Here is a 23,289-nt window from a genome sequence, read left to right as displayed (position 1 = left end):
TTTAACCAGCTAGCAAGGTAAAATCTATGCTTAATATCTGAATACTTAGAAATTTATTTTAAAACATGCGCATAGACACGTTTTTTCTCACCTTCATTTTTCGAAATATACACACCTTGTAACTCAGGAGCAAAGCCCGGTAATGCATTAATACCCGTTTCTAGTGCTTTGAAATAACGCAGTACTGGCCCCGACCATACTTCCCCAGGTACGACACATAATACGCCCGGTGGATACGGTAATGCCCCTTCAACGGCAATACGCCCTTCCAATTCATCTAATGGCAATAATTCACAGTTACCACGAATAAACTCTAAATGTGCTTGTTGAGGTGCCATTTTCACTTCCGGGAAGTGAGCTTTACGGAACATCTCTTTTTGCAGCTGTTTAATATTGTCATTAACGCTGAGTTGGTGCATCTCTTGGCATAAACGGCGTAATGTATAACCCTGATAATGGTCTTGATAACGCTGATAAACCGAAGGCAATACATCTTCTAATAACGCATCTTCATCCAGTAGCTGTTCGAAACGGACTAAATGGGATACTAGCAGTTCCAGTTTTTCACGGGTTTCTGCGGGTGTTAACAAAAATAAAATTGAATTTAAGTCACATTTTTCAGGGATCACGCCGTGTTCACGTAAAAAATGCGCCAAAATCGTCGCAGGCACGCCAAAAGCGTCATATTCTCCACTTTCGACATCAATACCTGGCGTCGTTAGCATCAATTTACAGGGGTCAACGAAGTATTGGTCCTGTGCATAGCCATCAAACGCATGCCAACGTTCTTGCGGTATGAAGTTAAAGAAGCGTTGCTCAGCAGCGATTTGCTCTGTTGGGTATTCGTGCCATAACTTGCCATCAACGATTTCAGGAACAAAAGGCTTAAAATAACGGCAGTGCTGAAGTATCGATTTTCTTACCTCAATCCCCACTTTCACGCAGTCCATCCACATCATTTTGCCTGCATCACCTTGGTGAATACGTGCATTGACATCTAAAGAGGCAAACAAGGGATAAAATGGGCTCGTCGAAGCGTGCATCATAAAAGCATTGTTGAGTTTTTTGTGTGAAACAAAGCGCTCTTGCCCCTTGATGTGGTTATCTTTTTTATGGATTTGTGACGCTTGTGAGAAACCAGCCAGTTGTTTATGAACTGACTGAGTCACCATAATACCGGGGTCATTTTCATTTAATTCAAGTAGCAATGGCGAGCACTGGCGCATCATTGGAATAAATTGTTCATACCCCACCCACGCAGAATCAAATAAAATGTAATCACACAAATGTCCAATTTTATCAACCACTTGCCTTGCGTTATACACAGTACCGTCATAAGTTCCAAGTTGGATCACCGCTAAGCGAAATGGCCGTTGGGCTTGTGCTTTTTCAGGCATCACCTCTTGGATAAGCCCACGTAAATAACTTTCATCGAAGCAGTGCGCATCAATACCGCCAATAAAGCCAAAAGGATTACGTGCCGTTTCTAGGTAGACCGGTGTTGCCCCCGCCTGTATCAGCGCCCCATGGTGGTTTGATTTATGATTATTACGATCGAATAAAACTAAATCACCCGGTGTTAATAGCGCATTTAGCACGACTTTGTTGGATGATGAGGTGCCATTTAAGACAAAATAAGTTTTGTCCGCATTGAAAACTTTCGCGGCAAATTTTTGTGCCTCTTTCGCTGCGCCCTCGTGGATCAATAAATCGCCCATTGCCACATCGGCATTGCATAAATCGGTACGAAACAGGTTTTCACCATAAAATTGATAAAACTGCTCCCCTGTTGGGTGGCGACGGAAAAATTGGCCGCCTTGGTGCCCCGGACAGGCGAAAGTCACATTATGGCCCGCAGCATAATCCATCATTCGAGCAAAAAATGGCGGTAATAACTGCTCAAGGTACTGATTTGCAGCATCGAGCAATTGACGACTATTTTCTTCACGAGCAGCCGGGACTGGCGGTAATAGCGCCGTTAAATAAGGTGGTAAATTTTCATCGGTTGGCAGCTGTTTATCACTAATGATAAACAGCGGAATACTCAGCTGACTCTCAACAACTCTTTCCCACAGCCCTTGGTTGGCATCTTGTTCAGATAGCACGACAGCGGCAATATTGTTTAACTGTGCATCGCGAATATCTACCCACTGAAATTCATTAGTGAAATAGATTGCGATCCCCTGGCTACATGCCACATTGATTTTGTTCATAGCAGTCTGGCTCTTAGTTAGCTGAGGAAAAGAGGCGGACAATATACTTGATAGATCAGGGAATTGAAATGACTAGCATGGTAAGAAAAGAGGGCAAGATTTGGAAAGTCGAATATATTTTATAAGCCACTGGTTAATAGCATAAAAATTCTATCTCATCACAACCTGCTCCCCCATACTTCAGGCCGTCATAAAGATAATAAAAAGATAAATTAACCAATTAACCCTGTGAACACCACAAATTAATCGGTCAATTTATCCGTAATGGGATGTTAGTTGTTTTTTTCCACATACAAAGTCTGTGATGGGAATGCAAAGTCCGCATCGTGGCGTTTAACTATCTCAATGATCTTCAAATACACCGCTTGCTGTGCGGCTAGCCATTCAGCCCAAACCGTTGTTTTGGTAAAGCAATACACCATAATATTTAACGAAGAGTCGGCAAAAGCATCGAAATAAACAAGTAAGGTTTGGCTGGTATCGATATTCGCATCTTGTTGTAACATCGTGCGGATATCATCGACAATAGCTCCAATTTTGTCTGAATCTTCGTAACGCAAACCAATTTCAGTTTTGATACGTCGGTTAGTCATGCGCCCCGGGTTTTCCACACTAATAGAAGAAAAAACCGAGTTGGGAATGTATAGCGGACGGTGGTCAAACGTAATAATTTTAGTGATCCGCCAGCCGATTTCAACCACCGTGCCTTCAATGTTTCTATCCGGTGAACTGACCCAATCACCAATATTGAAGGGCCGGTCAAAGTAGAGCATTAACCCAGAGAAAAAATTACTCAGGATATCTTTACCGGCCATACCGATAGCAATACCGCCAATCCCGCCAAACGCCATCAAACCAGAAAGGCTCATCCCAAAATGCTCGCCAAACAGCAGTACCATAATGACAAATATCGCTGTTTTAAACACGCGGGCAACAATACGTGCCGAAGTGGGGTCACTGCCTTTTTTAATCTGTGCTTTTTCTAGTCGGTTCGCTAGTTGGAACAGTTTTCGCATTAAAATCAATGCAATCAATGAGATGGTAATAAAATTAACCAGAGAAGTGGAAATAAAGGTTAAATCAAAATCTTTTGCGGCCATGTCTACATATTGAGCAATAACAATAACCACGCCACACAGCACAACAGTTTGAATCACATTGATCAAAATACTTTTGCGCTTATGTTTATGCTTACGGCGTTTATGTACAATCTCAAAAGCTAAATAGATTGCGAGAAAAGTCGCAATTAAGGTCATACCAATCGCATATTTTTCAAGTAATGCTTCTATCATTTCTAACCGCCCTAAAATTTACCTGATAGATCTTATTTTTATTTGTTTTACTGTGTATTGTTTTTCGTTATCTTGTTATTAAGATAACAATTATAAAGATAATTTTCCCAATAATTATCAGGTACTTTTTAGATTATCCAATAATGAATAACAACCTATTTTCCCCAAATGATAAAGAAATAAAAAATGTCCATGCGCTTAGACCATACCAACAGTATAACTATTTTGTCGGTAAAATCGCTGACTGGGAACAGGTATGGAGCCTCGGTGATGGGAAAAATCTCGTTACCGCATGGAATGATGAAAAATGTCTTTTTCTCCCCCTATGGCCTGCCAAAGCATTTGTTGAGTTGTGTTTAACGGGTGAATGGGCAAATTTTACGCCAATGCTATTTACCCTTAAACACCTGATGACAGAAATTCTGCCTGATATGCATGAAGCAAATATTAAGGTTGCATTGATGATGCAGTCTGATGGGGAAAAAACATTAGTTTATGATGCCGCGGCGCTTCTGCGCGATTTAGAAGAAGAATGTCAGCAATATGAGTAAAAGGCAGCAATGTGCTGCCTTTTTAAAGTAAAAAACTACTTTTCAACACCAGTAGTGACAGTAAATTCACGAGTTTGCCCTGCCTCTAACCAAATCAGTGTTTGGTTATTTTTCGCCGCAAGGAAACCTTCTGGACGACAAGTTGCAGGGAGTACAAATGCGCCAACTTTTTGGTCACCATTATACAAAATCCAACGAGTTGCATAATTTAGCTCATTAGATTTAAAACGCGTTACAAACGTATCTCCTGCGGGTGAAACCATTCTAAACTCAGGCGTTGCGGTATATTGACTAAGATCATCCATAAAAAACACAATTTCAGGGTCACACATTTGTGGCTGATTAAGCTGATTTAATGTGACTTTGCCAGATTTCAACGCTTCATTAAATGCGAGCCATTTTTCAGTTGGCTGTACATGCCCCGGTATTGATTCACGCAATTTAATCGCATTTTCGGGGATATTTTGTGTCAATGTTGCATTCTCCACGTAAGCATAATTCATATGGCACATATATTGGAGAGGCATAGGCACCGATGCTAAATTGGTGACTGACATATGAATATCAAATAATGCACTATCTGAGTTTAATTGCACTGACGGTGTCGCACGATAATGATGACCAAAACCCATCACATACTCATATTCGCCGACGACTTTTAAACTTTCGCCAGTCAGTTCAAGCCAAGCGCTATCCATTGCTGCACAAGGCATTTCCCCATGTAATGGATGTGAATCTTCTGGTGAAGGGCAACCATTACTGATTAAACCTGAATGGAATGCAAAGCAACCGTAGGTTTCAACTACCGTTGGAACACGTTTTGGCGCTGAAAACATATTTTCCATTTTCAGATTTTGGCCACAAAATTGTGCATCCCAAATCATTTGTCCTAAAAAAGGTAAAATCGTTAAATACCCTTGCTGATTTTCAATTCGTAGCCCTTCCACGCCAGTTTGGTAACGAAATGCAGTGGCAGTAAATTGGTTATTTTTTAAAATAAGCGTCGGGTTTTCCGTAAATAAGCTTTTGTGAAGAGGTATCAATGTATTCATTTTCATACTCACGGTTTAATAAGATAAATGGAATTGGGTAGCTCACACTACCCAATTTGAGCACTATTTTGCAGCTTGTTTGGCTTTAAAGCGGCGTTCACCAACGAAGTAAATACCGACATACACGAAGCACAGCATGGAAACGAGGAATGAAAGTTGTAATGAGTGCAGCATATCTGCGACATAGCCTTGAACGGCAGGAACAACCGCAGCACCGACAATCGCCATCACAATGACCGCCCCAGCCATTTCGGTATGCTCATTATCAACGGTATCCAAAGTACCTGCATAAATGGTTGCCCAGCAAGGTCCAAACAAAATACTCACCATGACCGCTGCATACACCGCAGTGAAACTCGGAATAAACGCAACATAAATCAGGAACAACGCCCCAATCGCCGAGTAGATAATTAGGACTTTTTCTGCATTAAAGCGAGTCATTAGAATATTGGCGATAAACTTCCCAATAAAGAAACAGGCAAAGCTATACACCATAAAGTTTGAGGCATCGCGTTCGTTAATATCCCCCATCTCTAATGCGAGACGAATGGTAAATGACCACACAGCCACTTGCATACCGACATATAAAAATTGGGCAATAATTCCTTTTCTAAAGCGACTATTTTTCGCTAAATATTTTAAGGTTTCTAATGCAGTAGGACGCTTATGATCTTGCGTTTCTGCCACTTTACATTTAGGGAACTTGGTAATAAGGAATAAGATCATTACCACAACCAATACCATAATCATATAACGGTAAGGTTCGAGGGTATTTTCCAACATGGCTAAACGGAATTCATGAATTTGTTCCGCATTCATTCCTGCCATTTGGTTTTGTAAGCTATCCCCCTCGGAAAATACCAGATACTTACCTAGCAAGATCCCGCCCGCTGCGCCAATTGGGTAGAAAGTTTGGCTAATATTTAAACGCAATGTCGCGTATTGTTTAGGCCCTATCATTGAGCTATATGTATTTGCTGCGGTTTCAAGGAAGCTTAAACCAATCGCAATGGCGAAAATAGCTGCCAAGAACATGGTGTAAGTCGCCATATGAGACGCAGGGAAGAACATACTGCAACCCGCGATGTATAGGATCAGCCCCACCATAATAGCATATTTATAACTGGTTTTTTTGATCACTAACGACGCTGGAATAGCGATTAAGAAATAACCGCCATAGAATGCACTTTGCACTAAAGCAGAGGCGAAGTTACTGAGTTCAAAGACACTTTTAAACTGTGTGATTAAAATATCATTTAATGCTGCAGCACATCCCCATAATGGGAACAGGCACGATAGTAGGATAAATTGGAATAGAGGAGTCTTACTCAGGTAGCCATCCGGTAACTGAGTGATGTTCTTAATGTTCATAGTAACCCTTATATTTTTATAATTTATACCCGATGAGTGGCTATGTGGCTCTGATGACCACTTAATTATTCAAAGGGTATATAGCTACGTTGGACTATTATTATTTAGCTATTCATTAGCTGTGTTGATTTGCACAAATTCATTAAATTGCTCAACACTTGGATAAGAAGATTGAGTCCCTTTCCCTGTCACACTGAAGGCCGAAAACATCACTGCTTTTTTCAGTGCTTCTTCAATATTCCCCGTATGGACATAGTAATGAGAGAAACAGCCGATAAAGGCATCCCCTGCACCACTGGTGTCAATGGCATTCACTTTAATTGCGGGTATATGTAACTCACTGTCGCGAGTCATCCATAACGCCCCTTTATCTCCTAATGTCACGATGACATTTTTTAACCCTTTATCCAGCAAAGACTGTGCGGCACGACGGATGTTATCCATCGTGTCTACTGGCATATTGGTTAAAATTTCTAATTCCGTTTCATTAGGTACAAAGAAATCACATCGGCAAGCAAAATCGAGATCGAGCGTACGTTGCGCTGGAGCTGGGTTGAGCAACACTGGGATCCCATGTTTATTGCCGAATGAAATTGCGTGATAAACCGTCTCAAGCTGGACTTCTAATTGCAGGACGATCAATTTACATTTTTTCAGATCTTCCGCTGCGCGATCGATATCTTCCGGGGATAAAAATTTATTCGCCCCTTTGACGATCAAAATGCTATTTGATGAATTTTGATTAACAAAAATAGGAGCGACACCACTTGAGGTACAAGGTACTTTTTCCACATAACGGGTGTTAATACCGTAAGACTCAAGATTGCGGATCGTATTATCTGCAAAAATATCATCGCCGACTTTGGTTAACATGATCACTTTTGAATTTAACTTAGCAGCAGCAACCGCTTGGTTCGCACCTTTACCGCCGCAACCAATTTTGAAAGCTGGCGCTTCTAACGTTTCGCCTTCTTTTGGCATTTGATCGATATAAGTGATCAAATCAACCATGTTTGAACCAATAACTGCTATATCCATAATGTCCCTCGTGTTAAATAAATCACATAATGATATGATAGTAACATTATCATGTTGCAAAAATATCATTTGTGATTAGGATCTCGAATAACGAATGATCAAGTGTTATATCTACCACATTTCCTCATTCTTTGTTGTCTATCCCACATTTATATAGGAAAGTTGAAAATGCAAGACTTAGCAAAATATATTGATCACACTTTACTTGCTGCGAATGCGACTGTCAGCGATATTACTAAACTGTGTACGGAAGCTGCTGAACACCATTTTGCCTCTGTATGTGTGAACACAGGTTATGTTCCTTTAGCCAGCGAACTTTTAAAAAACAGCGACGTTAAAGTTTGCTGTGTGGTAGGCTTTCCACTAGGGGCATGCTTAACTGAAGCCAAAGCATTTGAAGCCGCAGAAGCTGTCCGCCGTGGCGCTGATGAAGTCGATATGGTTATCAACATTGGCATGCTAAAAAGTGGCGACTTAGACTTTGTCCGTCGTGATATCGAAGCGGTATTTGCAGCCTGCGGTAAAGCAACATTAAAAGTTATTTTAGAAAACTGCCTATTAACTGATGAAGAAATTACACAAGTTTGTGAAATTTGCCGCACAATTAAAGTCGGTTTTGTGAAAACTTCAACAGGTTTCAGTACAATGGGTGCAACAGAGCACCATGTCGCCCTGATGCGTAAAGTGGTTGGTGATGAAGTCGGTGTAAAAGCCTCCGGTGGTGTGCGTGACCGTGAAACCGCAATTAAAATGATTGAAGCTGGCGCAAACCGTGTAGGTGCCAGCGCGAGTGTAGCAATTGTCACAGGAACGGCGACCAAGCCGAGTGACTACTAATGATGGGGCGCGGTCTAACCGCGCCAATTTTGTGCATTTAAAAAGGATTGTAGGGTGATAGAAACTAAACAAAAAGAACGCCTTCGCCGTTTAAGTGAATGTTTAAAACGTTCAGGACGCATTCATTTAAAAGAAGCCGCTAGAATACTCGAAGTTTCAGAGATGACTATCCGACGAGATCTCAGCGCAGACACAGAAGGCCCCATTCCTATGTCACTCCTTGGCGGCTATATTGTTTCTGTTACCCAACCAGCCAACTTAGCTACCCAAGAGCCGCAAGCCGATGTTTTTACCCCTGACCAAACCGAAGAATTATATATCCCTAATCTTGCCGCGAGTATGGTGACAGAAGATGATGTAATTTTCTTTGATAATGGCATTGAAATGGCCACCTTGATTTCACTCATCCCCGAAGAGATTAATTTCACTGGCATTTGTTACTCACATAATGTTTTTCTCGCCCTTAGCCAAAAGAAAAATGCCACCGCGCTTTTATGTGGCGGGGAGTATCGCCCTAAAAGTGATTCTTTTTACAACCCATCACTCCCTTCATTACTTGATTCAATCAACCCTAAAAAAGCCTTTATTTCAGCGGCTGGCGTGCACGGAAATTTTGGTGTAACTTGCTATAATCTCGATGATTTACCCATGAAGAAAAAAGCGATGGAAAAATCTATCCGTAAGATTTTATTAGCACCCTATAACCTGTTTGATGAAGTCGCTACCGCTAATATGGGGGAATTATCACAATTTGATGTGATAGTCACAAATAGGCAGCTTTCTGATGAATATGAAACATATTGCCGTAATGGCTTTGTGAAAGTGATTTATTAAAATCGCCAATAGATTTAGCGGACAATATCTTGCCCGCTAACATTAAATCTTCACGGTTAAATAGTCTTCTGCGATTTCTGTTGCGAGGAACACCGATTGGCACTCTGCAAGCAATCTTGGTATATCTTCACTCACGTAGCGACCACTAATATGAGTTGCGATAAAACGCTTAACCCCAGCAGCACGTGCTAACTCCGCCGCTTGTACCGTAGTCGAGTGGCCACGCTCATTGGCTTTTTTCGCAAATTCGGCCTCTAAGGTGGTTTCATGGATCATTACATCGGCATTTCTCGCAAGCTCCAGTGCTTGTTCTGTCGGTTGAGTATCACCAAAAATCGCAACGACTTTACCGGGAATAGGCTCACCAAGGTAATCAGCCCCATTCACGACTCGCCCATCATCAAGAACAATGGTTTCACCCGCTTTAAGCGCTTGCATCCAAGGGCCGCGAGGAATATTGTCATTGGCTAATTTGACTGCGTCTAATGCACCACTTTTTGGGTGCTCTTCAATACGATAGCCGTAGCACTCAACACGGTGGTCAAGAGCATAAGCCGTCACAATTAACTCCCCATCATCAAATAACTGCCCAGCTTCAATTTCAACGATTTCCAACGGGTATGTCATATAAGACACACTCACGGCTAATACCGTTTCAATATAGTGTTTTAACCCTTTTGGACCATAAACAGTCAGTGGGTCTGTTGCCCCACCCATTGAGCGGCTACATAACAAACCGGGTAGACCAAAAATATGGTCGCCATGTAAATGGGTAATAAATATTTTCTCAATTTTTGGCGTTTTAAATGGGCTATTTAAAATGCGATGTTGTGTCCCTTCTCCACAATCAAATAACCAGTAGCTTTTACGGATACCGACTAAATTTAATATCATACTGGTGACATTGCGCTCTTTTGTCGGCACCCCAGCACTGGTTCCTAAAAATGTTAACTCCATAACTTCCTCATCTAATTTGTTGTTTTTATTATGGTAAGATTTTTTCCAATAAAAAAATCATTTATTTTAATCTGTATAGTATTCCGTATTTTTTGATTATCAACCAAAGCCAGTTATTCCAAATATTTCCAATATACAAATCGTATTTCCATATTCATCCGATCAATTCACAAGCACTGATCATTGTCTGCCCTGAAAATAGCGATATTAATGTTGATATCAGGAATATGTTCGATGAATCCCCCTTCGTCAAAATTGAAACCTAAACTACCGAACAGTTTGCTCCTCTCTACGGCAATTTGGTCTACGGCTATTTTGCCAATGGTGCCAAGTTATGCCCAAATCGTCCATTTAGACGATTTACCTACACTCGGTAGTCAGGCTATTCAATTTGAAGGAACCCAACCCAAAGCCCAACCTGAAGATAGTACTGAACGTTTTTTAGCGGAATATGGACAAAATGCCGCAAACTTTGCTTCTGAAGAAAAAAACACCAAAAATCTGGCAGATATGGCACAAGATTACGCTCGCCATAAAGCCGCAAATATGGCGACGGATGAAATAACACATTGGTTATCCAAAGCCGGTAATGCCAGGCTAAATATTAATCTCGATAAAAAATTGTCAATTAAGACCTCTCAATTAGATTGGTTAGTACCTTGGTATAAACAGCAAGATTTGTTGTTATTTTCTCAGCACAGTATTCACCGTACTGATGGCCGGCTACAGACCAATAACGGTATTGGTTTACGTCATTTCCAACAAAATAGCATGATGGGGGTAAATGCTTTCTTTGATCATGATTTATCCCATTACCATTCGCGCTTAGGGTTTGGTGTGGAATATGCTCAAGATTACGTTCGAATGAGTGCGAATAGCTATTTGGGGCTATCGACTTGGCGTAGTGCATCCGAATTAGCCGATGATTATAACGCACGCCCCGCCAACGGCTGGGATATTCAACTTGAAGGTTGGCTACCCACGTATGCGAATTTAGGTGCGAACCTAAAACTGGAACAATATTACGGAGATGACGTCGCTTTATTTGGCAAAAATGAGCGCCAGAAAGACCCAATGGCGGCTACCGTCGGCGTCAATTGGTCTCCATTTCCTCTGCTCGCAATAAATGCAGAACATAAAATAGGCAATAGTGGAACAAATGAGACAAATGCTAAAGTGGCGTTTAATTGGTTGCTAGGAAGGAGCTTAGCGCAACATCTTGATACTTCGGCGGTAGCGGCCACTCGCCATATTTCCACCAATCGCTATGATTTTATTAATCGTAACAACAATATTGTGTTGGAGTACCAAAAGAAAAGCTTAATTTCATTATCATTACCGAAAGTTATTCAGGGTATGACAGGGGAAGAGCTTTCTATTATCCGCAATTTAACCACGAAATACCCGCTAGAAAAAATAGTGATAGAAGCCCCTGAATTGATAGCAGCAGGGGGGAAAATACACCTTAATGGCAGAGAAAGTTCAGTAAAACTACCGTCTTATAAAATTGCCAGTCATTCATTTAAAAACTCACAACTCAATCTTTATCGCTTAACCGTGACGGCTTATGACACTAATGGAAATGTCTCACCACAAGCAGAAACGTTAATTGAAGTTACCAACACAGGCGCTCTCACTATCACCCATAAGAATACCGCAAAAAGAAATAATGCTGTCGCTGATGGTAAAAATACAAATATATTCACTGTAGTAATTAAAGATACTCTTGGCCACCCAGTACCCAATGCGAAAGTCAATTTCACATTGCCTGCAAATCTTAATTCTATTAATCAAAAAAATACGGGATATTATTCATTACTTAATCATTTTATGTGGAAGGCTCAGGCAGAAAAATCAGTTTCTGAACAATCCCATAGCATCATCGCTAACAGTAAAGGTGAGGCTTCCATTCAATTTACTAGTTTGGTATCAGGAAGTTATGCAATAAAAGCAAATATTGAGCATGGTACAGAAATTAATGAAATATATAACTTTAAATCCGATATTAGCCAGTCATTCATTGGTAGCATCGATATCATTCAAAACAATGCAGTGGCAGATGGGATCAGTAAAAACAAAATTAAACTGCATATTGTGAATAATAGCCGACAAAGCATCGCAGGAGCACACGTTCACTTTGAAGCAGCAAATGCCATTATCTCACCAATTAAATTGACTGATGAATATGGAAATACAGAATTAGAAATCAGCAGCTTAGTCGAAGGTTCTATAAATATCATTGCCACCCTGAATGGCGATAGTCGAACAATACAAGTTAACTTTCTAAGGGATGGATCTGCGATAAATATTCAGCCGAGTATTGGGACTCTTTTTAAATCTACAGTAAATGAGAAAAATAGTCCTACACGCACACCGTTAAGTTTGCTAAGGGAGCTATTTCAAAATATGGGATAACACTGCTAACAATAAAATAGACTTAATTTAACTGCCCTTTCAGCGTCACAATTTGCCCCTTAATAGGGGCTTTCTACTATAAATTTTTTCAACCGTTCCCCTTCAACCCATCCCAATCCAACCCAAATTTAGCGAGATACTTTCGCAGCCTGTCTGCATCATTGGGTTGTTTTTTCTGCTGCCGCGAAACGGCAAACAGCTCACGCCCCGCTTCGGAAAGGGTAGATGAACGGCGACAAACTTCCAGCACTGTTGCCAACTGTGGTTGGTCGAATAAATCAATTTCACCAATTTGCTTTGGTAATGTATTGGTTGATTTTGACTGCCATTGGGCTTGCAAACGGCCAATTTCTTCTTCGGCCACCGCTTTAGTAATACGCCCGCGTTCGGCAAACGTTGCCATCCGGCTAATGGATGCACCCAACTCACGAAAATTGCCACGCCACAGGGCCTGAGAGGAACAGGCAAACTTCACATACACATTGCGAGCTTCGCTATCAAAACGAATTTGGCTTTGTTGCTCTTGGCAAAATTTGGCTAATTCATAATCAATATTCGGTTCGATGTCTTCACGGCGGTCACGCAAGCCCGGTAACGCAAACGTCCACATATTGATACGGGCAAATAGGTCTTCACGAAATTTGCCCTCCTCCACTTGCTGCGCCAAATTACGGTGAGTCCCTGCAATTAATTGAAAATCACTGTGAATTTCTTCATCTGAACCATAAGGGAAAAAGCTTTTTTCTTCGATGGCTTTCAATAGCATTGCTTGTTCATCTAGCCCAAGTTCCGCAATTTCATCGAGAAATAAAATACCGCCATCCGCTTCTTTCAGTAATCCACGCCTTGGGTTGATTGCCCCTGTGAATGCCCCTTTTACATGACCAAACAGCGTTGACATAGCGTTATCACCACGCAAGGTAGCGCAGTTTACTTCCACAAAGCGCCCTTTAACTTGGTGGCGACTTTCACGCAGTTGATAAATTCGCCGAGCTAAGAAAGACTTCCCCGCCCCCGTTGGCCCATTGAGTAAAATCGGGGCTTTAGAACGCAGTGCGACACGTTCGATTTGCTCAATCATGGTATTAAATGCCGCGTTGCGGGTGGCAATACCCGATTTTAAAAACGAAACCTGCTGTTGCTGCTCTGTTTGGAAACGGCTGGTGATATGGGTATAACGGCTTAAATCAAGGTCAATCACGGTATGAATGCCGATAGGGTCTTTTTCTCGCCCTTTTTGGCTCGGTGAAGTTTGAATTAATTTGGCTGGTAAATAATGAGCTTCCGTTAATAAAAACCAACAGATTTGCACCACATGGGTACCCGTAGTGATATGTACAAGATACTCTTCATTATCAGTATCAAATTGATAATGCGAAGAAAAATCCAGTAATGAGGTATAAACCTCTTCAAAATCCCACGGGTCAGCAATATCCACCTCATGCAGTACCACTTCCGTATTGGGAGAAGCTTGTTCAATATCCTCTTTCACCCGGTGCGCCATGCCATAGTCATTCACCTGATGCAGTAATTCAAAACGACCAATATCCAAATCAGGCTGTTGGCAAAGACCAACCGTTGGCCGCCATTTTGTCCAGCGATTGGCTTTTTTGCCTCTTCTATCGAGTACTGTGCCCAATACACCAATCACAACCTTACGTTTCTTGCTCATAGTATTTATATAAATTTATAAGTTACGATATAAAAAGATAATAAATAGCATAATCCATTTACCACGCCAATGTTACCCACTTTTCTCTTAATATTATTTTTTACTTATTTTTCAATGTAGTAGAAATATTTATTTCATTTTTAAAAAAGTTGGCACGCTTCTGGCAATACTATATTCATCCACTGCCGGAAATTGTATGAACTGCAAGTTCAACCGGTGCAGACATGGTGGCTTAGCCACTACATGGTCTGTATGCCGCCGTCAGGAAGATACCTTGGTAATAGCCTAGCTATCAGGTTCGACTCCTGAAAAAAATACAAATCCAACTGTATAAAACTAAGCAGAAGTTAAGCTTAAAACCGCCACTCGAGAGCTTTGCCGAGTGATGAGCAGAAATTTAGACAGCCAATTTTGGCACTCTACTTTTCCCCTCACCACTTCGCTTTTTTCTTCAGTGCCGGATAAATATTGAAAAAGGAAAAATAATGAAAAAAATAAATATCGCTCAAGGACAAATCGCATTGACCGCTAAAAATGGGGATTTTAAACAATTACTGACTGCGGGTGAGCACCGTTTAAATGATTGGTTCAATCGATTGACTGTGTCATTGTTCACACTTGATAACGAACCTATTGATGAAAAACTAGCAGACCACTTACGCCAATTTCACCCTGATTGGGTTGATGACCACTGTATTGACATCGCTTTGACTGATGACGAGATTGGTTTTATTTACTTGCACAATAGTTTGACAGAAATATTGCCACCAGCGACCCGTCGGTTGTATTGGAAAAATGGCAATAATTTAAAAGTGGAGCCGCAGTCGCTAGAAAATAGCGTTATTGACTCTGCATTCGTTGCACGTCTGATGGGTAAAAAACGCATTAAAGGCAATGAGTTGGCCTTGATTAGCCAAGTACCTGCATGGCATGTCGGTATGTTAAAAATTGATGGTGAGATACAAGATTTATTACAACCGGGAACTTACGGTTATTGGAAAATCAACCACAAACCGGAAGTTGAGATAATAGACACCCGTTTACAATCATTAGAAATTAGCGGACAAGAGATTTTAACCAAAGACAAAGTCACATTACGCATCAACCTGTGCGCTAACTGGCGCTATCACGATATTTTACTGGCGTTCTCAAAATTGAGTCAGCCTGTAGAGCATTTATATCGTGAATTGCAGTTTTCAATACGAGAAATCGTGGGGACTCGAACCTTAGATGAACTATTAGAAAACAAACAATTAGTCGATGAGCTGATGTTAGCTCAAGTCGCGCAATGCGTGGTTGAATTTGGCCTAGAAATTGACAGTATCGGTGTAAAAGACATCATTTTGCCGGGAGATATGCGCACTATTTTATCCCAAGTCGTTGAAGCCGAAAAATCGGCACAAGCTAACGTGATCCGCCGCCGCGAAGAAACTGCCGCGACTCGTTCACTGTTAAATACCGCAAAAGTAATGGAAAACAACCCGGTTGCATTGCGTTTAAAAGAACTTGAGACCTTAGAAAGTATCGCACATCGAATCGACCAAATTTCCGTTTACGGTGGATTAGATCAAGTATTAAACGGATTGGTAAAAATTAAGGAATAACAATGAATAACAATAAATTTAATCAATTAATTCAAGAAAATGGCGTGCCTGTAAAAATGTGGACCAACGGCGTGCCTGTAGACCCGAAAGCGGTAACACAACTACAAAACACCGCTAAAATGCCGTTTATTTTTAAGCACCTTGCGGTAATGCCTGATGTACACGTTGGGAAAGGTTCGACGATTGGAAGTGTGATACCAACCAAAGGGGCCATTATTCCTGCGGCAGTCGGCGTGGATATTGGTTGTGGAATGATTGCCGTGCGAACGTCCTTAACGGCATCGGATTTGCCGGATAGCTTGCAAAACATCCGTTTTGCTATTGAGTCGGCGGTTCCGCACGGTCGAACTACACATCGACATGGACGTGATAAAGGGGCTTGGCATCGTACCCCTGATATTGTCGATACCCACTGGGCACACTTGGATGAAGAGTTCAAACGTATCTGTGATAAGTACCCAAAACTGCGTGGAACCAATCATTACAACCACTTAGGAACATTGGGAACGGGAAACCACTTTATTGAACTGTGTTTGGATGAACAAGACCGTGTGTGGATAATGCTACATAGCGGGTCACGTGGTGTAGGAAACGCGATTGGTAATCTGTTTATCACATTAGCGCAAAAAGATATGCAACAGCATATCGCCAATTTGCCGGATAGAGACCTCGCGTATTTCGAAGAAGGAAGCGTGCATTTTAATGACTATATGGAAGCGGTAGGTTGGGCGCAGGACTTTGCTCGCCATAACCGTGAAGTGATGATGCACCGCGTTCTGGAAGCACTATCACGCGAAATTCCAAAACCGTTTATCACAGAGCAAGAAGCCGTAAATTGCCATCATAACTATGTGCAAAAAGAACAGCACTTTGGTGAAGAGGTACTGGTAACCCGAAAAGGTGCCGTGTCGGCTCGAAAGGGCCAAATGGGGATCATTCCAGGGTCTATGGGAGCAAAAAGTTTTATCGTGCGCGGTTTAGGTGACAAAGAAAGTTTTTGCTCATGTAGCCACGGTGCAGGACGCGTAATGAGCCGGACAGAGGCGAAAAAACGTTTCTCTGTAAGCGACCAAAAAATGGCGACCGCCCATGTTGAGTGCCGAAAAGACAGTGATGTGATTGACGAAATACCGATGGCATACAAAGACATCGACGCAGTTATGGCGGCTCAATCATCACTGGTTGAAATTGTTCATACCCTACGCCAAGTGGTGTGTGTGAAAGGGTAAATATAAAAAGTAACAGGAGAAAGCATGGAAACTGGCCATGAAAGTGTATCCGTGCTGATGAAAGAACGGATAGGAAATACACTCAAAGAAATAGAAGAAACTCATCACGTTAAAATACTGTTTGCGTGTGAGTCCGGAAGTCGCGGTTGGGGCTTTGCCTCCCGCGACAGCGACTATGATGTCCGATTTATCTATGTTCACAAACTTGCTTGGTACCTAACGCTAGATAAAAAACGCGATGTGATAGAAAAGCCAATTGATGATGAGCTGGATGTATCAGGTTGGGAGCTATCTAAAGCATTGAAATTAATGCGTAACTCTAACCCTGCATTAATAGAGTGGTTGCATTCACCCATTGTTTATTTTAAGGATGAGGCATTTTTTACTCAACTGGAGCAACTGGCTGCGCAATTTTATTCACCATTAAAATCACGCTATCACTATTTATCAATAAGTAAGCGTAATTTACATACTGACTTTAAAGGTGAGCGCGTTAAACTGAAAAAATATCTTTATCTGCTGCGTGCGATATTAGCCCTGCGTTGGATAGAAGTAAGCAAGAGTATGCCACCAATGGCATTTCCTGAATTAGTCGCGGCCACAGTTACCGATAACAAGGTACTTGCAGAGATAGATGAATTGCTGGTTATTAAGCACCAAGCGGTTGAAAGTGATTATGGTGCGAGGCGCCCAGCTATTGATAAGCTCGTTCTGGAAGTCATAGCCAATGCAGAACGTATGCAATTTCCTGAGCCCGCTTGCCGTGACAGCCGATTATTAGACGAGTTCTTGCGTACAATTGTGCTAGCAACTAATTGACTATCATGATTAAAAAAAGACCATCAGAACATTTTTGATGGTCTTTTTTCAAAGGCAATGTCAAACACGAAAGAAAAACGGATTTATCGCCAGTTCGGGTTTTTGATAATGGAATATTTACCCGCACCTAAAAATGCCAATGCAATACCGCTCAAGAAGAAATACACAATACTTTCAATCGCCCATGCGCCTGTTTTATCAAGCACGAATGTTTTATCTAGCCCAATCATCAGCCATGCAATCACCATAGTGAAGGCAACTAATAATGCAGATGGGCGAGTTAAAATCCCTAAAATAATGAAAATAGGCGCAACAACTTCACCTAAAATTGTTCCATAAGCGATAAATTCAGGTAAGCCATAAGAAGCTAGCAGCGCTTTAATACCACTCGCCCCTGTCATTAATTTACTCATACCATGAAATAACATGAGCCCACCGACGGAAAGACGCAATAACAACCTGCCAGCATCTTCATGGGACAACAAACGATTTAATAAATTGACCACTTTATACCCCCTATGGATATCCAAAAACATCATTAAGTAGTATGACTTAAAAATGCATTATGACTTAGAAAGGTAAAGTAAGAATCATTTTAATTTGCATTTCTTATAACTAAATCAATTTTCATTTAATTAAATTTTGTTAACTTTTCACCCATTCAAATATTACGTTTAATTAACCATTAAAAGGTCAAATATACTGAACAATATTATATACATGACCTTACAGTAACCAGCGCTAATTCCGTTAATGCGTTATAAAACGGGCTACATGTTGTTCGATTTAATTGCTGAGAAAACTGGGGTAACCAACTCCCCAAATGGTCATTTAGCAATTCTTTTAATGCTGCCTCCCTGACTTGTGAAGCCAAAACTGCCGCTTGAAATAACATTAAACCAACATGGTCAGAAGGCTCTGGATAACGCGTCTGAATTTTTAAACGCTCTCGTTGTAAAAACTCGCTCAGCGCCAGTGTCGAAGAGCCCTGTAATACGCCTTCAGGGTCGAGGTATACCGAGCCCCATGGCGGAGCAGGTAATGCTTCAGGCCCAATAAATAAATTTGTCCACTGAGTATGCAGCGTCGCTATTTCGATGCTTAGCGATGCCGAGATGCGTTCGCTAAGCTGAGTACTGATTTTACAAGGCCACTGAGATGCAAAGTCATTTAGCTTGAAGAAACTTATCGCATAATGGCTTGCATCATCATTTGGAGAAAATAAATAGCAAGTGCCTAAGATATTAAACGCTGCTGCATAATGTGAAAAATGGATCATAAAAAAGGTAATTTCCTAAGCGATAAACTGTTATTTATTTACAGATGAATAGTATAGAAACAGTAACGCAGCATAAATTCAGCAATTATGGCAACCGCACAACCCACCACTAAGTACCCTTTGCTGCTCGAAGTCATAACCCCACTCGCGGTTTGTCGCATATGACGAAATAATCCATATCCCAATAAAATCACCGCCAGTATTCCAACTACCCAGCTAGTGATACGCAGCGACCAAATCCTTTGGTAGGCATGAATAGAGTCGATAGGAAATGTAATCGATTCATTATGATAACTCGTGCTAACTAAGTAACTTTCATAGGCAGGTTGATAAGCTAAACGGGCTAATAAGCTAATGCCAATAACCGCCCATAGCACCCATAACCCACGCGTTGAGACTTGAGCCGCTGGCGATCCTGCATGAAAACGCAATAACAAATTGATTAATAAATAATACCCAGCAGCTCCCGCAGTTAACATCGTGCCGTAGAACATCAAATAAGTATTATCATTCATCCACGTTAACATTGATGTATAACGATAAATTGAAGCCATGGCATACACATCACATAACCCAGCAATGATAGCCAAACCAAGCAGCAGAAACGACAATTCCTTTTTGAACCATAGCCACAAAAAAGTCAGCCCAAGAAAAGTAAAATAGGTTGCAGTGAAAACCACTTCACGGCTTAACCACGATGAAAAGATATTCAACAAAGAATTAGGCGCATTCAAAGGAACCCCTAAGTGGGTGATTGAAGACAATAAACCTACCCCCGCAAATACACAGGTAACAAACACGTATTGCTGCAAAAATTGTGTATTCGTTTTGTGAGGTAAAGCCGCTGATAATTTTTTCGCAAAAAGCGCTAACATCACACTCAACCCAATGGATGTTTGCATTAAAAATGTGAATAACAATAATGGCCATTCATTCATTTGGCTTCTCCTTGTGAGTTTTGAGTGCGACCAGCCCCAAGATGTGGGTGGATCACTAAATTGGGATGGGTAATCGATGAGTCTGGCAACCCACGGACATCCGCCAGCTCGCCATAACGTTGTCTGAGTTCATCTATTGGGCCGAACTGAATGGCCCCTAATGGGCACGTAGCGACGCAGACGGGTTGCTCCCCTTTGAGTTGCAGGTCGATGCAAAAATCACATTTCGACATTTGCTTGGTTTCAGGGTTCATTTGCGGTGCGCCATATGGGCAAGACCAAGCGCAAGTTCCACAACCCACGCATTTGTCTGTATTGACCATCACGATGCCATCCCCTTCACGCTTGTGCATCGCCGTTGTCGGGCAGTTTTTCACACACATTGGGTCGGCGCAGTGGTTGCAGGAAATGGATAACGTATAAGCAAAGACGTTATTCACCAGTCCTCCCGTGCCATTTTCAATAAACTCACCGCCAGCGACTTCGTATACGCGACGATATTTGCGCCCGACATCGAGATTATTTTTATCTTTGCACGCCACTTGGCAGGCTTTACAACCTGAGCAACGTGCAGAATCAATATAAAAACCAAGCTGTTTGCTGCTTACAGCGGGATAAACGTGAAATTTACTCATGCTTTGCTTACCTCCACCAATAAGGTTTGATGGGCATTTCCATGTGCCATCGCCGTGCTACGGGCCGATGTTAAAACGTTAGCGCAGCCACCTTGGTCAACGCCATTTTCATCAGGTTGCCACCATGCTCCTGCTTGTAAAGCCACCACTCCGGGCATAATCCGCTGGGTGATTTTGACGGGCACCATGGTGATACCGCGGTCGTTATTCACTTTGACGCGCTCTCCATCCGTAATATTTCGTTTTTTGGCATCAATGGGGTTGATCCACAACTCTTGGCGCTGTACCTCTTGTAGCCACGGGTTAGCAAATTGCGTTGAATTGGCACGGTTACGGCCTTTCCAAGTAATCAACTGCAATGGATATCGGGAAACAAGTTCATCTTCAGGCCCTTCAATGGCAGGCACATAATGGGATAACGCTGGGATATCCACATCATTACGTTCATAAAGACGCTGAGAGAAAATCTCAATTTTTCCTGATGGCGTTTCAAACGGGTTATTATCGATATCATTAATATTTTTCTCAAAAGCGACATGCCCAACATGGGGTTTGTGCTTTAACAAATGACGGCGTTTAACCAGCAGCTCATCAAAAGTTGGAATGCCATCTTCTGGGCGTTTCTGATGGGCATCATTGACTAAATGCTCGATCCACTGTTTTTCTGTACGACCTTCACTGAATTTCTCGCCAACGCCGAGTTTTTCAGCGACCTCTCGCAACCACTCATAGTCACTACGCCGCTCAAATTCAGGCTCAACGACTTTTTCCGATAAAATAATATAGTTGCCAGTTCCCCATGTTCCCCCCACATTCCAGCGCTCTAAAAAGCTGGTTTCAGGCAATAAAATATCGGCATACTTGGCGCTGGGTGTCATGTATAAGTCACTGTAAACGATAAACTCAACTTTACTTTCATCTTCCAGAACTTTAGCAGCATGCAAAATATCGGGGTTCTGGTTAGTCATATAGTTACCCGCCAACGAAAAAATCATTTTGATTTCCGTATCGAGTTTTTCCGCATTTTTTAAACCATTATTTGGCGTCACAAGGTCTTTGTTTTCACAAGCTTGCACCCAATTGGTGATATTGATTTTCGCTTTAACGGGGTTTTCAAATAGGCTAGGGCCCGCTAACGTTTTACGTAAATCAGGGGTCACTGCCATTCCATAGCCCGCAGCCCAGCCCCCTTTTACGCCTACATTTCCGGTAATTGTGGCTAATAGCGTGGCCCCTCTGGCGGAGCGTTCACCACAGATGTGACGTTGAGGCCCCCAACCTTGCATTAAGGCCGCCGGTTTTGTATTGGCATATTCGCGAGCCAGTTGACGAATGGTATCAGCGGGGACTTTGGTGATAGGTTCTGCCCATTCTGGGGTTTTCACCACACCATCTTTTTTCCCCATTAAATAAGCCACTAATGACTCATTTTCAGGGATGCCTTCGGGCATCTGGTGCTCATCAAAACCAATAGTGAATTTGTCGATAAAAGATTGATCATGCAGGCCTTCGCTGATGATCACATACATCATGGCATCCATCATCGCATTATCTGTTGTCGGCAAAATGGGGATCCACTGATCCGCTAATGACGACGCGGTATCCGAGTAACGTGGGTCGACAACAATAAATTTAGTGCCATTTTTTTTCATTTTTTGGAAATAATGATTCGTGTGACCAAAAATGGTTTCGTTCGGGTTATGTCCCCACAAGATCACCAATGGCGTATTTTCTAATGTGTCTAGCGTGCTACCACTTGCTGACGTGCCATAGGTATAAGGCGTAACCGCCATGGTATTGCCGTTGCTCACTGAATGGTAATTTTCCAGAAAACCACCCGTGATATTAAACAACCGACGCAACATATTGGCACCGGAGAAAATTCCCCCTGTTACCCCAGTACTGAGGCTAACAAAGCGCGATGCAGGGCCATATTGGGCGTTGATACGCTGCATGTTGTCAGCAATCAAGGTTGTCGCTTCTTCCCAGCTAATTCGCTCAAAGCGCCCTTCTCCACGTTTGCCCACTCTTTTCATTGGGTATTTCAGGCGATTTGGGTGATAAACGAACTTCCGGTAACTGCGGCCACGCACGCAAGCACGCATGATGGGCATCTCTTCGTCTAAATCGGCATCTGGACGGGTGCTAATTCGTGTCACCACACCTTCTTTAACGTGTGCTCGAATATCACATTTGCCACCACAGTCAAAACTACTGCAGGTGGAGACCACTCGCTCACCTTCATTTTGCAGCGTTGTGGTTGGGATGATATTCGGGTTTTCTGGTGTTGATGCAACAGTGTTTGTCGCAATAAATGGGACAGCCATGAGTGCAGAGCTGCCTTGAATAAACCGACGACGGGTTAGGGGTTCAATCAGACTCTCACTATCCGCCTGATCGTAATAATTTTCCATGATAACTCTACCTCTGGCATACATTAGGTTGCCGCGATAGGGTAAACATTTCCCTGTTTACCAACTTTCGAAAAACCGCCAAACACATTGGAATTCCAGCCAACCATGAAAAACATGTGGTTATATCAATAAAAATTGC

At 42.0% G+C, this 23,289-nt stretch carries 19 protein-coding genes; 7 read left to right on the top strand and 12 right to left on the bottom strand.

The window, feature by feature from the left end; translation table 11 throughout:
• Positions 1-53: 53 nt before the first annotated feature.
• Together PSF31_RS09335 and PSF31_RS09330 are read right to left on the bottom strand one after the other, a co-directional pair.
• Positions 54-2,213: an ornithine decarboxylase gene (locus tag PSF31_RS09335; protein ID WP_096864599.1), complete on the bottom strand. Its 2,160-nt coding sequence runs from the start codon at positions 2,211-2,213 to the stop codon at positions 54-56.
• A gap of 272 nt (positions 2,214-2,485) precedes the next feature.
• Positions 2,486-3,505: a mechanosensitive ion channel family protein gene (locus tag PSF31_RS09330; protein WP_096864598.1), complete on the bottom strand. Its 1,020-nt coding sequence runs from the start codon at positions 3,503-3,505 to the stop codon at positions 2,486-2,488.
• 143 nt (positions 3,506-3,648) lie between these two features.
• On the opposite strand from PSF31_RS09330, the gene PSF31_RS09325 reads away from it, so the two are divergent.
• Positions 3,649-4,056 (top strand): DUF2750 domain-containing protein, encoded by a 408-nt coding sequence (locus tag PSF31_RS09325; protein WP_094961411.1) that lies wholly within the window; start codon positions 3,649-3,651, stop codon positions 4,054-4,056.
• A 35-nt stretch (positions 4,057-4,091) separates the two neighbouring features.
• Here PSF31_RS09325 and PSF31_RS09320 read toward each other — a convergent pair whose 3' ends face one another.
• The 3 genes from PSF31_RS09320 to rbsK all read right to left on the bottom strand — a co-directional run bounded on the left by PSF31_RS09320 (position 4,092) and on the right by rbsK (position 7,517).
• Positions 4,092-5,108 (bottom strand): aldose 1-epimerase family protein, encoded by a 1,017-nt coding sequence (locus PSF31_RS09320; RefSeq protein WP_164561233.1) that lies wholly within the window; start codon positions 5,106-5,108, stop codon positions 4,092-4,094.
• 63 nt (positions 5,109-5,171) lie between these two features.
• A complete protein-coding gene (gene fucP / locus PSF31_RS09315; RefSeq protein ID WP_096864596.1) occupies positions 5,172-6,479 on the bottom strand; it encodes an L-fucose:H+ symporter permease in 1,308 nt (435 codons plus the stop codon).
• A 108-nt stretch (positions 6,480-6,587) separates the two neighbouring features.
• A complete protein-coding gene (rbsK, locus tag PSF31_RS09310) occupies positions 6,588-7,517 on the bottom strand; it encodes a ribokinase (protein ID WP_094961414.1) in 930 nt (309 codons plus the stop codon).
• 168 nt (positions 7,518-7,685) lie between these two features.
• Between rbsK and deoC the strand changes: the two genes are divergently transcribed.
• Positions 7,686-8,354 (top strand): deoxyribose-phosphate aldolase, encoded by a 669-nt coding sequence (gene deoC, locus PSF31_RS09305; protein WP_096864595.1) that lies wholly within the window; start codon positions 7,686-7,688, stop codon positions 8,352-8,354.
• A 54-nt stretch (positions 8,355-8,408) separates the two neighbouring features.
• Complete coding sequence (gene deoR / locus PSF31_RS09300; protein WP_004260957.1) at positions 8,409-9,188, top strand: DNA-binding transcriptional repressor DeoR; 780 nt, start codon at positions 8,409-8,411, stop codon at positions 9,186-9,188.
• Between the two features lie 42 nt (positions 9,189-9,230).
• Here deoR and rnz read toward each other — a convergent pair whose 3' ends face one another.
• A complete protein-coding gene (rnz, locus tag PSF31_RS09295) occupies positions 9,231-10,145 on the bottom strand; it encodes a ribonuclease Z (protein ID WP_096864594.1) in 915 nt (304 codons plus the stop codon).
• Between the two features lie 234 nt (positions 10,146-10,379).
• Here rnz and PSF31_RS09290 point away from each other — a divergent pair, with 234 nt between their 5' ends.
• Positions 10,380-12,560 carry an inverse autotransporter beta domain-containing protein gene (locus PSF31_RS09290; RefSeq protein WP_164561234.1) on the top strand — a complete coding sequence of 727 codons (2,181 nt, stop codon included), beginning with the start codon at positions 10,380-10,382 and terminating at the stop codon, positions 12,558-12,560.
• 88 nt (positions 12,561-12,648) lie between these two features.
• Here the strand turns inward: PSF31_RS09290 and rtcR are convergent, their stop codons facing one another.
• Positions 12,649-14,232, bottom strand: coding sequence for an RNA repair transcriptional activator RtcR (rtcR, locus tag PSF31_RS09285; RefSeq protein WP_096864591.1), 1,584 nt, complete (start codon positions 14,230-14,232; stop codon positions 12,649-12,651).
• 485 nt (positions 14,233-14,717) lie between these two features.
• Between rtcR and PSF31_RS09280 the strand changes: the two genes are divergently transcribed.
• The 3 genes from PSF31_RS09280 to PSF31_RS09270 are packed head-to-tail and all read left to right on the top strand — an operon-like array spanning position 14,718 to position 17,884.
• Positions 14,718-15,836, top strand: a complete 1,119-nt coding sequence (locus tag PSF31_RS09280; protein ID WP_004260972.1) for a slipin family protein — start codon at positions 14,718-14,720, stop codon at positions 15,834-15,836.
• A gap of 2 nt (positions 15,837-15,838) precedes the next feature.
• Entirely contained in the window at positions 15,839-17,065 is a 1,227-nt protein-coding gene (locus tag PSF31_RS09275) for an RtcB family protein (RefSeq protein WP_096864590.1), read from the top strand.
• 24 nt (positions 17,066-17,089) lie between these two features.
• Positions 17,090-17,884: a nucleotidyltransferase domain-containing protein gene (locus tag PSF31_RS09270; RefSeq protein ID WP_096864589.1), complete on the top strand. Its 795-nt coding sequence runs from the start codon at positions 17,090-17,092 to the stop codon at positions 17,882-17,884.
• Between the two features lie 83 nt (positions 17,885-17,967).
• Here the strand turns inward: PSF31_RS09270 and PSF31_RS09265 are convergent, their stop codons facing one another.
• The 5 genes from PSF31_RS09265 to PSF31_RS09245 form a co-directional block, all read right to left on the bottom strand.
• The gene (locus PSF31_RS09265; RefSeq protein ID WP_004260983.1) at positions 17,968-18,423 is read right to left on the bottom strand and encodes a DoxX family protein; all 456 of its coding nucleotides are present in this window, start codon (positions 18,421-18,423) and stop codon (positions 17,968-17,970) included.
• A 173-nt stretch (positions 18,424-18,596) separates the two neighbouring features.
• Positions 18,597-19,163, bottom strand: coding sequence for a molecular chaperone TorD family protein (locus tag PSF31_RS09260; RefSeq protein WP_094961423.1), 567 nt, complete (start codon positions 19,161-19,163; stop codon positions 18,597-18,599).
• Between the two features lie 38 nt (positions 19,164-19,201).
• Positions 19,202-20,101, bottom strand: a complete 900-nt coding sequence (locus PSF31_RS09255) for a dimethyl sulfoxide reductase anchor subunit family protein (RefSeq protein ID WP_096864588.1) — start codon at positions 20,099-20,101, stop codon at positions 19,202-19,204.
• Positions 20,098-20,736 carry a DMSO/selenate family reductase complex B subunit gene (locus tag PSF31_RS09250; protein ID WP_004261008.1) on the bottom strand — a complete coding sequence of 213 codons (639 nt, stop codon included), beginning with the start codon at positions 20,734-20,736 and terminating at the stop codon, positions 20,098-20,100. The genes PSF31_RS09255 and PSF31_RS09250 overlap by 4 nt, the downstream gene beginning before the upstream one ends.
• Complete coding sequence (locus tag PSF31_RS09245; protein WP_164561235.1) at positions 20,733-23,150, bottom strand: DMSO/selenate family reductase complex A subunit; 2,418 nt, start codon at positions 23,148-23,150, stop codon at positions 20,733-20,735. The genes PSF31_RS09250 and PSF31_RS09245 overlap by 4 nt, the downstream gene beginning before the upstream one ends.
• Between the last annotated feature and the right edge of the window lie 139 nt (positions 23,151-23,289).

The sequence above is a fragment of the Providencia sp. PROV156 genome (assembly GCF_028480905.1).
Lineage (GTDB): Bacteria > Pseudomonadota > Gammaproteobacteria > Enterobacterales > Enterobacteriaceae > Providencia > Providencia hangzhouensis.
Note: the sequence above shows the minus strand (reverse complement) of the source record. Positions and strands in the feature narration are given on the sequence as shown.